The sequence below is a fragment of the Streptomyces griseobrunneus genome (genome assembly GCF_046713465.1).
Lineage (GTDB): Bacteria > Actinomycetota > Actinomycetes > Streptomycetales > Streptomycetaceae > Streptomyces > Streptomyces microflavus.
The window spans coordinates 2,378,063-2,392,063 of record NZ_CP177080.1 but is presented as its reverse complement, the minus strand read 5'-3'; the positions used below and the strand labels follow the sequence as shown (position 1 = coordinate 2,392,063).

At 70.0% G+C, this 14,001-nt stretch carries 14 protein-coding genes; all 14 read left to right on the top strand.

Annotation, left to right across the window (positions count from 1 at the left end; all coding sequences use genetic code 11):
- The first annotated feature begins 131 nt into the window (after window positions 1-131).
- The 14 genes from rho to ACK8N7_RS10375 all read left to right on the top strand — a co-directional run bounded on the left by rho (window position 132) and on the right by ACK8N7_RS10375 (window position 13,995).
- Window positions 132-2,180: a transcription termination factor Rho gene (rho, locus tag ACK8N7_RS10440; protein ID WP_500441988.1), complete on the top strand. Its 2,049-nt coding sequence runs from the start codon at window positions 132-134 to the stop codon at window positions 2,178-2,180.
- A gap of 319 nt (window positions 2,181-2,499) precedes the next feature.
- Window positions 2,500-3,603, top strand: a complete 1,104-nt coding sequence (locus tag ACK8N7_RS10435) for an LCP family protein (protein ID WP_500441986.1) — start codon at window positions 2,500-2,502, stop codon at window positions 3,601-3,603.
- A gap of 162 nt (window positions 3,604-3,765) precedes the next feature.
- Window positions 3,766-3,990 carry a 50S ribosomal protein L31 gene (gene rpmE, locus ACK8N7_RS10430; RefSeq protein WP_015611364.1) on the top strand — a complete coding sequence of 75 codons (225 nt, stop codon included), beginning with the start codon at window positions 3,766-3,768 and terminating at the stop codon, window positions 3,988-3,990.
- A gap of 153 nt (window positions 3,991-4,143) precedes the next feature.
- Complete coding sequence (gene prfA, locus ACK8N7_RS10425; RefSeq protein ID WP_403209780.1) at window positions 4,144-5,220, top strand: peptide chain release factor 1; 1,077 nt, start codon at window positions 4,144-4,146, stop codon at window positions 5,218-5,220.
- Between the two features lie 46 nt (window positions 5,221-5,266).
- Complete coding sequence (gene prmC, locus ACK8N7_RS10420) at window positions 5,267-6,112, top strand: peptide chain release factor N(5)-glutamine methyltransferase (RefSeq protein WP_015611366.1); 846 nt, start codon at window positions 5,267-5,269, stop codon at window positions 6,110-6,112.
- Between the two features lie 52 nt (window positions 6,113-6,164).
- Window positions 6,165-6,812 carry an L-threonylcarbamoyladenylate synthase gene (locus ACK8N7_RS10415; protein ID WP_015611367.1) on the top strand — a complete coding sequence of 216 codons (648 nt, stop codon included), beginning with the start codon at window positions 6,165-6,167 and terminating at the stop codon, window positions 6,810-6,812.
- Complete coding sequence (locus tag ACK8N7_RS10410; protein ID WP_099130161.1) at window positions 6,809-7,450, top strand: arsenate reductase/protein-tyrosine-phosphatase family protein; 642 nt, start codon at window positions 6,809-6,811, stop codon at window positions 7,448-7,450. Before ACK8N7_RS10415 ends, ACK8N7_RS10410 begins: the two co-directional genes overlap by 4 nt.
- Before the next feature lie 332 nt (window positions 7,451-7,782).
- On the top strand, window positions 7,783-9,069 hold the full coding sequence (gene glyA, locus ACK8N7_RS10405) for a serine hydroxymethyltransferase (protein ID WP_403209782.1): 1,287 nt from the start codon (window positions 7,783-7,785) through the stop codon (window positions 9,067-9,069).
- Between the two features lie 96 nt (window positions 9,070-9,165).
- Window positions 9,166-10,545: an MraY family glycosyltransferase gene (locus tag ACK8N7_RS10400; RefSeq protein ID WP_403209784.1), complete on the top strand. Its 1,380-nt coding sequence runs from the start codon at window positions 9,166-9,168 to the stop codon at window positions 10,543-10,545.
- Window positions 10,546-10,812: 267 nt separating this feature from the next.
- Window positions 10,813-11,253 (top strand): Cg1360 family ATP-synthase-associated protein, encoded by a 441-nt coding sequence (locus ACK8N7_RS10395; protein ID WP_500441984.1) that lies wholly within the window; start codon window positions 10,813-10,815, stop codon window positions 11,251-11,253.
- Window positions 11,254-11,453: 200 nt separating this feature from the next.
- Entirely contained in the window at window positions 11,454-12,287 is an 834-nt protein-coding gene (atpB, locus tag ACK8N7_RS10390; protein ID WP_015611374.1) for a F0F1 ATP synthase subunit A, read from the top strand.
- A gap of 87 nt (window positions 12,288-12,374) precedes the next feature.
- On the top strand, window positions 12,375-12,605 hold the full coding sequence (gene atpE, locus ACK8N7_RS10385; protein WP_015611375.1) for an ATP synthase F0 subunit C: 231 nt from the start codon (window positions 12,375-12,377) through the stop codon (window positions 12,603-12,605).
- Window positions 12,606-12,646: 41 nt separating this feature from the next.
- Entirely contained in the window at window positions 12,647-13,183 is a 537-nt protein-coding gene (locus tag ACK8N7_RS10380) for a F0F1 ATP synthase subunit B (RefSeq protein ID WP_500441981.1), read from the top strand.
- The gene (locus ACK8N7_RS10375; protein WP_403209789.1) at window positions 13,180-13,995 is read left to right on the top strand and encodes a F0F1 ATP synthase subunit delta; all 816 of its coding nucleotides are present in this window, start codon (window positions 13,180-13,182) and stop codon (window positions 13,993-13,995) included. The genes ACK8N7_RS10380 and ACK8N7_RS10375 overlap by 4 nt, the downstream gene beginning before the upstream one ends.
- Window positions 13,996-14,001 lie beyond the last annotated feature (6 nt).

Genomic DNA, 14,001 nt, shown 5'->3' with positions numbered 1-14,001 from the left:
CTCTCCGCCGTACCCGGCGGACCACCGCCCCGGCAAGGTCCGCGATCCAGCAAGATCAACAGACCGCAGTCGGACAGCACAACCGGTCGCCGAGCCAGAAGGCCGACGTCCGCTCCAGGGAAGGACCCTTCGTGAGCGACACCACCGATCTGATGGGCGTCACTGCCGACAAGAACGTCGACAGCGCCGCGCCCGCCGAAGGTGCTGCCACTGGCACCACCGCACGGCGCCGCCGCTCCGGCACCGGCCTCGAGGGCATGGTCCTGGCCGAGCTGCAGCAGGTCGCGTCCGGCCTCGGCATCAGGGGTACTGCGCGGATGCGCAAGAGCCAGCTGATCGAGGTCATCAAGGAGGCGCAGGCGGGCGGCGGATCCGCCGCCCCCAAGACCTCCTCCAAGGCCGCCGAGGCCCCCGCCGCCGAGGCGGAGAGCAAGCCCAAGCGGCGTGCCACCTCCAAGGCGCGCACCGGGGACGAGGCCGCCGCCGAGAAGGCCGCGGCCCAGCAGCAGATCGACATCCCCGGTCAGCCGGCCAGCGACGACCAGCCCACGGGCGAGCGCCGTCGCCGCCGCGCGACCGCTCAGGCGGGCAGCCCCGACACGAAGGCCGAGGCGAAGACCGAGGCCAAGGCGGAGCCGCAGGCCGAGCAGAAGACCGAGGACCGCGGCGAGCCCAAGGGCGACGCCAAGGCCGAGGCCGCCGCCGACACCGCCGAGGGCCGTCGTGGTGACCGCCAGGGCCGCGGCGAGCGCGGTGACCGGGGCGAGCGCGGGGAGCGCCGCGAGCGCCAGCGCGACCGCCGGGGCAAGGGCGACGACCAGGGCCAGCAGGGCGGCGGGCAGCGCCCGCAGCGCCAGGGCCAGGGCCAGGGGCAGAGCCAGGGCCAGGGGCAGGGCCAGAGCCAGCAGAACCGTGACAACGGTCCGCAGGACGACTTCGACGACGAGGCGGGCGGCCGCCGCGGCCGTCGTGGCCGCTACCGCGACCGCCGTGGCCGCCGTGGCCGCGAGGACTTCGCCAGCGATGTGCAGGTGGCCGACGACGACGTCCTGATCCCCGTCGCGGGCATCCTGGACATCCTCGACAACTACGCGTTCATCCGGACCTCCGGCTACCTGCCGGGCCCGAACGACGTGTACGTCTCGCTCGCCCAGGTCCGCAAGAACGGCCTGCGCAAGGGTGACCACGTCACCGGCGCCGTGCGGCAGCCCAAGGACGGCGAGCGGCGCGAGAAGTTCAACGCGCTCGTCCGCCTCGACTCGGTCAACGGCATGGCCCCCGAGTCCGGCCGGGGCCGCCCCGAGTTCCAGAAGCTGACCCCGCTCTACCCGCAGGACCGGCTCCGTCTGGAGACCGACTCCAACATCCTGACGACGCGGATCATCGACCTGGTGGCCCCGATCGGCAAGGGTCAGCGCGGGCTCATCGTGGCCCCGCCGAAGACCGGTAAGACCATGATCCTGCAGGCCATCGCCAACGCGATCACGGTCAACAGTCCCGAGTGCCACCTGATGGTCGTCCTGGTCGACGAGCGTCCGGAAGAGGTCACCGACATGCAGCGGTCGGTGAAGGGCGAGGTCATCTCCTCGACCTTCGACCGTCCCGCCGAGGACCACACCACCGTCGCCGAGCTGGCCATCGAGCGCGCCAAGCGTCTCGTGGAGCTGGGTCACGACGTGGTCGTCCTGCTCGACTCGATCACCCGTCTGGGCCGCGCGTACAACCTCGCGGCGCCCGCCTCCGGCCGCATCCTCTCCGGTGGTGTCGACTCGACCGCGCTGTACCCCCCGAAGCGCTTCTTCGGTGCCGCGCGCAACATCGAGGACGGCGGCTCGCTGACCATCCTGGCGACCGCGCTCGTCGAGACCGGCTCGCGCATGGACGAGGTGATCTTCGAGGAGTTCAAGGGCACCGGCAACATGGAGCTCAAGCTCGACCGGAAGCTCTCGGACAAGCGCATCTTCCCGGCGGTGGACGTCGACGCGTCCTCCACCCGTAAGGAAGAGATCCTGCTCGGCACCGACGAGCTGGCGGTCGTCTGGAAGCTGCGCCGGGTGCTGCACGCGCTCGACCAGCAGCAGGCGATCGAGCTCCTCCTGGACCGGATGAAGAAGACCCAGTCCAACGCGGAGTTCCTGCTCCAGATCCAGAAGACGACGCCGGGCAACGGCAACGACTGACGTATCCACGGCAGTTGACGCGGAGGGCCCCCGGCGCCCCGGCGCCGGGGGCCCTCCGCGTTCCCCGAGACGTTTCCCACACGCAGCCCCACCGGAATACGCCCCGCACGGATGCTGCCCGGGGCGGGAAACCGCAGGTGAACGCCGGATCGCGGGCCGCCCGGCGGCCCGCGCACGCCCTCGGGCGCTCACCGTGGGCACACAGCCCTCTGTGCAACCCTTCTTGCTGCTTCGACGTCTGATCAAGCGATGACAAACCGTCCCGGATCCGTCACGGTCCGGGGGCGAGGAGCAGCGGAGCGCCGTACGAGGGAGACGCGTGAGCGAGCAGAAGAAGACCCCGGGGCGGATACGCGGCACCGGCACCCGCCGGAGGAAGCCCTCCCGCCGGCACCGTGCCAAGGCCGTCACGGCCTGGACGGTGGCAGGTGTGGTGGTGGTCGGCGGTGCCGGGCTCGGATACGCGTACGTCACGCTCGACGGCAACCTCTCCAGCATCGACATCGACGCCAAGCTCGGCACCGACCGCCCCGACGACGTGGACGACGGCTCGCAGGACATCCTGGTGCTGGGCTCCGACTCGCGCTCCGGCGACAACGGGAAGTACGGCGCCGACGAGGGCGCCGCCCGTTCCGACACGGCGATGGTCGTGCACGTCGACAAGGGCCACAAGTCCGCGAGCGTCGTCTCGATACCGCGCGACACCCTGATCGAACGCCCCGCCTGCGCGAGCGACACGACGGACGAGACGGTCACCGCCCAGCAGCGGGCCATGTTCAACACCGCGTACGAGGTCGGCGGGCCGGCCTGTGCGGTGAAGACCGTCGAATCGATGTCCGGTATCCGCATGGACCACTACATCGAGGTCGACTTCACCGGCTTCGAGAAGCTCATCGACGAGCTCGGCGGCGTCGAGATCACCACGAAGACAGCCATCAACGACTCCAAGAGCCACCTCGACCTGGAGCCGGGCACCCACACCCTGGACGGCGAGGAGTCCCTCGGGCTCGTCCGTACCCGCAAGAGCGTCGGTGACGGCAGCGACCTGGGCCGGATCCAGCTCCAGCAGGCGTTCATCAAGGCGCTGATGGAGCAGGCGAAGAGTGTCGGGGTGTTCTCCAGCCCGAAGAAGCTGTTCGGCCTCGCGAACGCCGCCACCAAGGCCGTCACCACCGACTCCGGCCTCGGCTCGGTCAAGGAACTCACCGGCTTCGCCAACGGCCTCAAGGGGCTGGGCGCGAAGAACGTCCACATGGTGACCCTGCCGGTGGAGTACGACCCGGCCGACCCGAACCGGGTCCTCCCCCAGGAGAAGGCCGGCCGGCAGGTGTGGGCGGCGCTCAGGAACGACCTGCCCATCCCCGCCTCCGCCACCGAGAAGTCCGCCGGGGACAAGGGCGACGCCGGAAAGGTCGTCGAGTAACCGTCCCGGTCACCCTGTGTGCTCAGGTGTTCGGGAATACCTGCGGTCCGCCCCCGGTTTTGGGAGATACGGCCGGTCCTGGCAGACTGGTACGTCGGCCCCGGTTCACGGCCGCGCAATCCGCGCGGACGACCCGGCGCCCTCCCGAAACTAGGAGACACCTTGAAGCGCGACATCCACCCCGAGTACGTCGAGACCCAGGTCAGCTGCACCTGTGGCGCGTCGTTCACCACCCGGAGCACCATCGACTCCGGCGCCATCCGCGCCGACGTCTGCTCCGAGTGCCACCCGTTCTACACGGGTAAGCAGAAGATCCTCGACACCGGCGGCCGCGTGGCCCGCTTCGAGGCCCGCTTCGGCAAGGCTGCCGGCTCCGCCAGCAAGTAGCGAGCCACTGCGCCGGTTCTCGGCGCCCTCTTCCCGGGGGCGTCGGAACCGGCGTTTTTTCCGGTCGGGTGTTCGGGGGACCTCCGGACACCCCACCGGGCAGTACGCCCTCCAGCAGGCCCGCAGACTTTCAGACCAACCAGGAGCCCCCGAATGTTCGAGGCGGTCGAGGAACTGATCGGCGAACACGCCGGTCTTGAGAAGAAGCTCGCCGACCCGTCGGTCCACGCCGACCAGGCCAACGCGCGCAAGCTGAACAAGCGCTACGCGGAGCTGACCCCGATCGTCTCCACGTACCGGGCCTGGAAGCAGACCGGCGAGGACATCGAGACCGCCCGCGAGTTCGTCGCGGACGACCCCGACTTCGCCGCCGAGGTCAAGGACCTGGAGAAGCAGCGCGAAGAGCTCACCGAGAAGCTCCGCCTCCTCCTCGTCCCGCGCGACCCCAGCGACGACAAGGACGTCCTCCTGGAGATCAAGGCGGGCGCGGGCGGCGACGAGTCCGCCCTGTTCGCCGGCGACCTGCTGCGCATGTACCTGCGGTACGCCGAGCGCATCGGCTGGAAGACCGAGATCATCGACTCCACCGAGTCCGAGCTCGGCGGCTACAAGGACGTCCAGGTCGCCGTCAAGACCAAGGGCGGCAACGGGGCCACCGAGCCCGGCCAGGGCGTCTGGGCCCGGATGAAGTACGAGGGCGGTGTGCACCGGGTGCAGCGCGTGCCCTCCACCGAGTCCCAGGGCCGCATCCACACCTCCGCCGCGGGCGTGCTCGTCACCCCCGAGGCCGAGGAGGTCGAGGTCGAGGTCCACGCCAACGACCTGCGCATCGACGTCTACCGCTCCTCGGGCCCCGGCGGCCAGTCCGTCAACACGACCGACTCCGCCGTCCGGATCACGCACCTGCCGACCGGCGTCGTCGCCTCCTGCCAGAACGAGAAGAGCCAGCTCCAGAACAAGGAGCAGGCCATGCGCATCCTGCGCTCCCGGCTGCTCGCCGCCGCCCAGGAGGCCGCCGAGCAGGAGGCCTCCGACGTGCGCCGCAGCCAGGTCCGTACGGTCGACCGCTCCGAGAAGATCCGCACGTACAACTTCCCGGAAAACCGCATCTCGGACCACCGCGTCGGCTTCAAGGCGTACAACTTGGACCAGGTGCTCGACGGAGAGCTCGACGCCGTCATCCAGGCGTGCGTCGACGCCGACTCCGCCGCCAAGCTCGCCAACGCGTAAGCGCACCGCCCGCCCCGCACACCCGTAAACCGTACGGAGAACCGCGATGAACCTGCTGCTCGCCGAGGTGGCCCAGGCCACCCAGCGGCTGGCCGACGCCGGTGTCCCCTCACCGCGATTCGACGCCGAGGAACTCGCGGCCTTCGTCCACGGCGTGAAGCGGGGCGAGCTTCACCAGGTGCCCGACACCGACTTCGACGCCCGGTACTGGGAGACGATCGCCCGCCGCGAGGCCCGCGAACCGCTCCAGCACATCACCGGCCGCGCCTTCTTCCGCTATCTGGAACTCCAGGTGGGGCCCGGTGTGTTCGTGCCCCGGCCGGAGACCGAGTCGGTCGTCGGCTGGGCCATAGACGCCGTCCGCGCGATGGATGTCGTCGAGCCCGTCGTCGTCGACCTGTGCACCGGCTCCGGCGCCATCGCGCTCGCCATGGCACAGGAGGTCCCGCGCTCGCGCGTACACGCCGTGGAGCTCTCCGAGGACGCCCTCAAGTGGACCCGGAAGAACGCCGAGGGGTCCAGGGTCACCGTCCACCGCGGAGACGCCCTGAGCGCCCTTCCCGAGCTCGACGGCCAGGTCGACCTGGTGATCTCCAACCCGCCGTACATCCCACTCACCGAATGGGAGTACGTCGCCCCCGAGGCCCGCGACCACGACCCGGAGATGGCCCTCTTCTCCGGCGAGGACGGCCTCGACACCATCCGCGGCATCGAGCGCACCGCCCACCGTCTGCTGCGCCCCGGCGGTCTCGTCGTCATCGAGCACGCCGACACCCAGGGCGGCCAGGTGCCGTGGATCTTCACCGAGGAGCGGGGCTGGGCCGACGCGGCCGACCACCCCGACCTGAACAAGCGGCCCCGGTTCGCCACCGCCCGCAAGGCCATGCCGTGACCGGCCCCCGGCTCCACACCCCGTACCCGTACACGCTCGAGGAGGCCGGCTGATGGCACGGCGATACGACTGCAACGACGCGACCGACCGGATCAGCGGGCTGCGCGAGGCCGCCTCCGCCGTCCGCCGCGGCGAACTGGTCGTGCTGCCCACCGACACCGTGTACGGGATCGGTGCGGACGCCTTCAGCTCCGAGGGCGTCGCCGACCTGCTGGACGCCAAGGGGCGCGGCCGCAACATGCCCACCCCCGTCCTCATCGGCTCCCCGAACACCCTGCACGGCCTGGTCACCGACTTCTCCGAGCAGGCCTGGGAGCTGGTCGACGCCTTCTGGCCCGGCGCCCTCACCCTGGTCGCCAAGCACCAGCCCTCGCTCCAGTGGGACCTCGGCGACACCCGCGGCACCGTCGCCATCCGGATGCCGCTGCACCCCGTCGCCATCGAGCTGCTGACCGAGGTCGGCCCGATGGCCGTCTCCAGCGCCAACCTCACCGGACACCCCTCGCCCGAGGACTGCGACGCCGCCCAGGGCATGCTGGGCGACTCCGTCTCCGTCTACCTCGACGGCGGCCCGACGCCCGGCATCGTGCCGTCCTCGATCGTCGACGTCACCGGTGCCGTCCCGGTGCTCCTGCGGGCCGGTGCGCTCTCCGTGGAGGAGCTGCGCAAGGTGGTACCCGACCTCGAGGTGGCCAATTGACCGCCCCCGAGGGGCGTGGCATAGCGGGGCGGACCGACACCTTCCGCATCCTCCACGTCAGCACCGGCAACGTCTGCCGCTCGCCCATCACCGAGCGGCTGACCCGCCACGCCCTGATGGACCGCCTCGGCGACCCGCTCAGCGGCGGCCTGATCGTGGAGAGCGCGGGCACCTGGGGCCATGAGGGCGCCCCCATGGAGGCCAACGCCGAGGTCGTCCTCGCCGACTTCGGCGCGGACGCCAGCGGCTTCGTCGGCCGCGAGCTCCTCGACGAGCACGTGATCCGCGCCGACCTGGTCCTCACCGCCACCCGCGACCACAGGGCCCAGGTCATCTCCATGGGCCACTCCGCGGGCCTGCGGACCTTCACGCTCAAGGAGTTCACCCGGCTGGTGCGGGCCATAGACCCCGCCACCCTGCCCGACCCGCTCGACGAGGGCGTCGTCGAGCGCGCCCGCGCCCTGGTCCGCGCCGCCGCGGCGCTGCGCGGCTGGCTGCTGGCCCCGACCGCCGAGGCGGACGAGGTCTACGACCCCTACGGCGCGCCCATCACCTTCTTCCGCTCCATCGGCGACGAGATCAACCAGGCGCTCGACCCGGTCGTCACGGCGCTCACCGGCGTACGCGCCCCGCACTGAGGGGAGGCCCGCGCCCGGCGCGGACCGGCGTACGCGCCGAGCGCCGACGGGAAGCAGGCGCCCGCACTGACGGGGAGTACGTGCCACGCGCCGACCGGCGTACGAGCCCGGCGCCGACGGACACACACGCTGCGCGCCCGACGGCCGTACGCGCTGCGCGCCTCACGCCCGTACGTGCTCCGCGCCGAGCGCCGACCCGCCCGGTACGCCCGGTGCGCCGACCGGCGTACGGCGCCCCGCGACAGCGGGCACACCGACCCGCCCCGGCCTACATTGGAGCTGACACCGGCACCCCTCGCCGGCGCACCCACCTCCAGGCCCGGAGCCGTCCCATGCCGGTCACCTCTCCCGCCGCACCCGCATCCGCAGCCGCGCCGCCCCCGCCCGACGACCTCCCCCAGGACTTCGGCGCGCTGCTCCGCCAGGACCCGGAGATCGCCGGGGTCCTGGTCGCCGAGCGGGACCGGCAGGCCGCCACCCTCCAGCTGGTCGCCGCCGAGAACTTCACCTCGCCCGCGGTCCTGGCCGCCCTCGGCTCCCCGCTCGCCAACAAGTACGCCGAGGGGTACCCGGGCGCCCGCCACCACGGCGGCTGCGAGCACGCGGACGCCGCCGAACGCATCGCGGTCCGCCGGGCCACCGCCCTCTTCGGCGCCGAACACGCCAACGTCCAGCCGCACTCCGGCTCCTCCGCCGTCCTCGCCGCCTACGCCGCGCTGCTGCGCCCGGGGGACACGGTGCTCGCGATGGGACTCCCGTACGGGGGGCACCTCACCCACGGGGCGCCCGGCAACTTCTCCGGCCGCTGGTTCGACTTCGTCGGCTACGGGGTGGACCCCACGAGCGGGCTCATCGACCACAATCGGCTCCGCGCCCTGGCCCGCGCCCGACGCCCCAAGGCGATCGTCTGCGGCTCGATCTCCTACCCCCGCCACCCCGACTACGAGGTGTTCCGGGAGATCGCCGACGAGGTCGGCGCGTACCTGATCGTCGATGCCGCCCATCCGATGGGGCTGATCGCAGGGGGAGCGGCGCCGAACCCGGTCCCGTACGCCGACGTGGTCTGCGCCACCACGCACAAGGTGCTGCGCGGTCCGCGCGGCGGCATGATCCTTTGCGGCGCGGGTCTGGCCGAGCGGATCGACCGCGCGGTGTTCCCGTTCACGCAGGGCGGCGCTCAGATGCACACGGTGGCGGCGAAGGCGGTGGCGTTCGGGGAGGCGGAGACACCGGCGTACACGCTCTACGCCCATCAGGTCGTCGCCCACGCCCGGGTGCTCGCCGCCGGTCTGGAGGCCGAGGGGTTCGAGGTGACCACGGGCGGCACGGACACCCACATCATCGTCGCGGACCCGGCCCCGCTCGGCGTCGACGGCCGCACCGCCCGGATGCGGCTCTCGGCCGCGGGCATGGTCCTGGACACCTGTGCGCTGCCGTACGGGGAGGCCCGGGGCATTCGCCTGGGGACCGCCGCCGTCACCACGCAGGGCATGGACGAGGGGGACATGGCGAGGATCGCGGCCCTGTTCGGGGCGGCCGTGCGCGAGCCGGGCGATGTGAGCCCGATCGCGGCGGAGGTCCATGAACTGGCCCTGCGCAATCCGCCCTATCCGGGGTAGGCGAGGGTTGTGCAACCATCACCCGTACCGTGGAGTCCTTGTTTCAGAGACTAGGGTGTGGGGTTTGGATGGCCGGCGAATTCTGTGGGGCAGCCCGTGCGTGATTACCTGCTGACGCTCTGTGTCACGGCCGCAGTGACCTACCTGCTGACCGGGCCGGTGCGTAAGTTCGCCATCGCGGTCGGGGCGATGCCCGCGATCCGCGCGCGCGACGTCCACCGGGAGCCGACACCCCGGCTCGGCGGGATCGCGATGTTCGGCGGACTGTGTGCGGGACTGATCGTCGCCGACCACCTCTTCAATCTGAAGGGTGTCTTCGAACTCTCCAACGAGCCGCGGGCGTTGCTCTCCGGTGCCGCCCTCATCTGGCTGATCGGCGTGCTCGACGACAAGTTCGAGATCGATGCGCTGATCAAGCTCGGCGGTCAGATGATCGCCGCCGCCGTCATGGTCATCCAGGGGCTCACGATCCTCTGGCTGCCGATCCCCGGCGTAGGCACGGTCGCCCTCACCCAGTGGCAGGGCACGCTGCTCACGGTGGCGCTGGTCGTCATCACGATCAACGCGGTCAACTTCGTCGACGGCCTGGACGGGCTCGCGGCGGGGATGGTGTGCATCGCCTCGGCGGCGTTCTTCCTGTACGCCTACCGCCTCTGGTACGGGTACGGGATCGAGGCGGCCGCGCCCGCGACGCTGTTCGCGGCGATCCTGATGGGCATGTGCCTGGGCTTCCTGCCGCACAACATGCACCCCGCGCGGATCTTCATGGGCGACTCGGGCTCGATGCTGATCGGCCTGGTGCTGGCGGCGGGCGCGATCTCGGTCACCGGCCAGGTCGACCCGGACAACATGAAGATCTTCTTCGAGGGCAGCGAGCGCGGGGCCACCCACGCGATGCTCCCGGTCTTCATCCCGCTGGTGCTGCCGCTGACGATCATCGCGATCCCGGCCGCCGACCTCGTGCTCGCCATCGTCCGGCGCACCTGGAACGGCCAGTCGCCGTTCGCCGCCGACCGCGGGCACCTGCACCACCGGCTGCTGGAAGTCGGCCACTCGCACAGCCGGGCCGTGCTGATCATGTACTTCTGGTCGGCCCTCATCGCCTTCGGCGCCGTCGGCTACTCGGTGCACTCGGCCTCGATGTGGATCGTCTTCGTCATCGTCGCGGCGAGCGCGGTGGGCCTGGTCCTGCTGCTGATGCCGCGCTTCACCCCGCGCGCCCCGCACTGGGCCAACCGCTTCGTGCCGCCGCGCTACCGCCACCGGGCGACGGAGCAGGCCTCCTCCCCCTCGTACGACGAGAAGCCGGCGACCGTGGGCTCCGGGGCCCAACAGGGCCCGGCAGACGCTCAGATGTGCGAGGAGGGCCCCGAACGGGCCCCCGTGGCGGTCGGGGTGTCCGGCGTCAACGGGGCGACCGCGATCGGCGCCCGTTCGCGTTTTCCTGAGCGGCGCTCCATCGACTCCTCGCGCTGACGATTCGGATGCTGTGGCGCATTACCAGACATTGCACCGGCTTGTCGTGCACACACGCGCGGAGTAACTCTCATGTGTGACAGTTGGCACACTTTCCAGGTAAAGACCTCATCAAATAGTTTGTGATACCGTTCACGAGACCCGGTGACGGAGCCGAAGGACCCTAGTGAGACGGTCCTTTGGCCTGGTAAACCGCCTCGCGGACCGGGCCTACGCTCGTCCATGACGACGCCCCATTCCTCCTCTCAGACCAGTGGAGCTGCCGCCATGCAGTCCGACATGCGCGAACTACTGCGCATCGCCACCCCCACCGCCGCGGTGGGCGCCATCGCCACGCTTGTCGGCGGGCTGCTCGCGGGTGGCGAGGGGGCGATCGGTGCCGTGGTGGGCTGCGTGGTGGTCATCCTTTTCATGGCCCTCGGACAGCTCGCGTTGCAGTGGGTGGCCAAGTCGATGCCCCACCTCTTCCAGGGCATGGGGCTGTTGGTCTACTCGGTCCAGCTGGTGCTCCTGCTCGGCCTCATCATGGCCATCAGGAACACCTCGCTCTTCGACCTCCAGGTCTTCGCCCTCTCGCTGGTCGCATCCGTGATCACGTGGATCATCACGCAGACCGTGCTGCACGCCAGGAGCAAGACCCTGTACGTCGACCCGGAGGCGGAGAGCCGGAACGCCCCGGGCGGAACCGAGGGAAAGCATGACCAGTAGGGCCGGGATAAAGCCCTGTTCGACGTGCTGCTATCGTCCGGTCTCGGTTGCGGTACTGCGGGCGCGGACAACACGGCTGTCGCCTGATTCATCGCGAGGCTTCGGGCCCGGCCGCCGCCTCCTCACCGTAAGAACCAGTTCGGTGCCGACCTGCGGCTGCCAGCCGCTCCGATACAACGAGGTAGCCGTATCCATGCGCCATGCAGAAGGAGCTCCTGGTGACTGCTGACGCCCAGACGCTCGCCTTCGAGGTTGACTGCCACCTGTTCCAGGGCTCGTGCGGATTCCCAGCCCCGAGCGCGTGGTCGTTCATCTTCGACCCGATCTTCAGTATCGGTCCGGTCGACTTCAACAAGCCGATGCTGCTGGCGATCATCGGAACGATCGTCATCGTGAGCCTGTTCTGGGCCGGCTTCTCCAAGCCCAAGGTCGTTCCGGGCAAGCTGCAGTCGGTCGCCGAGATCCTTTACGACTTCGTGCACCGAGGCATCGCCAAGGAGATCATCGGCAAGAAGGGCGAGCCCTTCGTCCCGCTGCTGGTGTCGCTCTTCTTCTTCATCTGGGTGATGAACCTCTGGGCGATCATCCCGCTCGCACAGTTCCCGGTGACCTCGCTCATCGCCTACCCGGTCGGACTGGCCCTGCTCGTCTGGGTCGTCTACATGTCGGTGACCTTCCGGAACAACGGCTTCGTCGGCGGTATCCGCAACCTGTGCGTACCGAGCGGCCTGCCCAAGCCGATCTACGTGATCCTGACGCCGATCGAGTTCGTCTCGAACATCTTCGTGCGCCCCTTCACGCTGGCGGTCCGGCTCTTCGCGAACATGTTCGCGGGTCACATCCTCATCCTGGTCTTCACGATCGCGACCTGGTACATGCTCGGCACCGTGCTCGGCACGGTGTACGCCACTGCCTCGTTCGCCGTGACGCTGGCCCTGACCGTCTTCGAGATGTTCATTCAGGCGCTCCAGGCCTACGTGTTCACCGTGCTGACCGCCACGTACTTGTCCCAGGCGCTCGAAGAAGCGCACTGAGGACATCCGGGCCACCACCCGGACACCCCCCAGACGTCCGGTGGATGCAATCTCCACCGGCCAACCAAGAGAAGGAATCACAGATCAATGTCTGAGACTCTCGCAGCCGTCACGGGCAACATCGGCACCATCGGCTACGGCCTCGCGGCGATCGGCCCCGGCGTCGGCATCGGCATCATCTTCGGTAACGGTGTGCAGGCCATCGCCCGCCAGCCCGAGGCGGCCGGCATCATCCGCCAGAACATGCTGCTCGGCTTCGCGGTCATCGAGGCCCTGGCGCTGATCGGCTTCGTCGCGCCCTTCATCTACCCGAAGTAGTCCAGGCGACCTGACGATACGTTTTCGACGAAAGGTCCACCATGTTGCATCTGGCAGCTGAGGAGCCGCAGTCACCGCTGTTTCCGGTCTGGCCCGAGATTGTCATCGGTCTGATCTGCTTCAGCATTGTCTTCTTCGTCTTCTACAAGAAGCTCCTCCCGGCCATCAACAAGGCCCTGGACGAGCGTCGCGAGGCGATCGAAGGTGGCATCGAGAAGGCCGAAGCGGCTCAGACCGAGGCGCAGAGCGTTCTTGAGCAGTACAAGGCTCAGCTGGCCGAGGCCCGCCACGAGGCCGCTCGTCTGCGCCAGGAGGCGCAGGAGCAGGGTGCCGTCATCATCCAGGAGATGAAGGCGGAAGGTCAGCGGCAGCGCGAAGAGATCATCGCCGCCGGCCACACCCAGATCGAGGCCGACCGCAAGGCCGCTGCCTCCGCGCTGCGTCAGGACGTGGGCAAGCTCGCCACCGACCTGGCCGGCAAGCTCGTCGGGGAGTCCCTCCAGGACCACGCCCGGCAGAGCGGCACCGTCGACCGTTTCCTCGACGACCTCGAGGCGAAGGCCGAGGCTGCCCGATGAACGGCGCGAGCCGCGAGGCACTGGCCGCCGCACGTGAGCGGCTCGACGCGCTGACCGACAACACGTCGGTCGACGCGGCGGCCCTCGCCGAAGATCTGGCATCGGTCACCGCGCTGCTCCACCGCGAAGTTTCCCTGCGCCGGGTTCTCACGGACCCGGCCCAGAGCGGCGAGAGCAAGGCCGAGCTGGTCGCGCGCCTGCTCAGCGGTCAGGTCAGCGGCGAAGCCGTCGACCTGGTCTCCGGGCTGGTCCGCTCCCGCTGGTCGCAGTCGCGTGACCTGGTGGACTCGGTCGAGGAGCTGGCGAACACCGCAGACCTCACCGCGGCCCAGCGCACCGGCGCTCTCGACGACGTCGAGGACGAGCTGTTCCGGTTCGGCCGGATCGTCGGCTCCGACACGGAGCTGCGTTCCGCACTCACCAGCCGTACGGCCACCACCGCCGCCAAGAGCGAGCTGCTGCGCAGCCTGCTCGGCGGAAAGGCACAGCCGGCCACCGAGCGGGTCATCGTCCGCCTGGTGACCCAGCCGCGGGGACGTAGCCTGGAAGCAGGACTCGAATCCCTGTCCAAGCTCGCCGCGGACCGCCGCGACCGCATGGTCGCGATCGTCACCTCGGCGGTGCCGCTCAGCGACCGGCAGAAGCAGCGCCTCGGCGCGGCTCTGGCGAAGCTGTACGGCCGGGAGATGCACCTGAACCTGGACGTGGACCCCTCGGTCCTCGGCGGGATCTCGGTGCGCGTCGGTGACGAGATCATCAACGGCACCGTCGCGGAGCGCCTCGAAGAGGCGACCCGCCGCATGGCCGGCTGACACAGC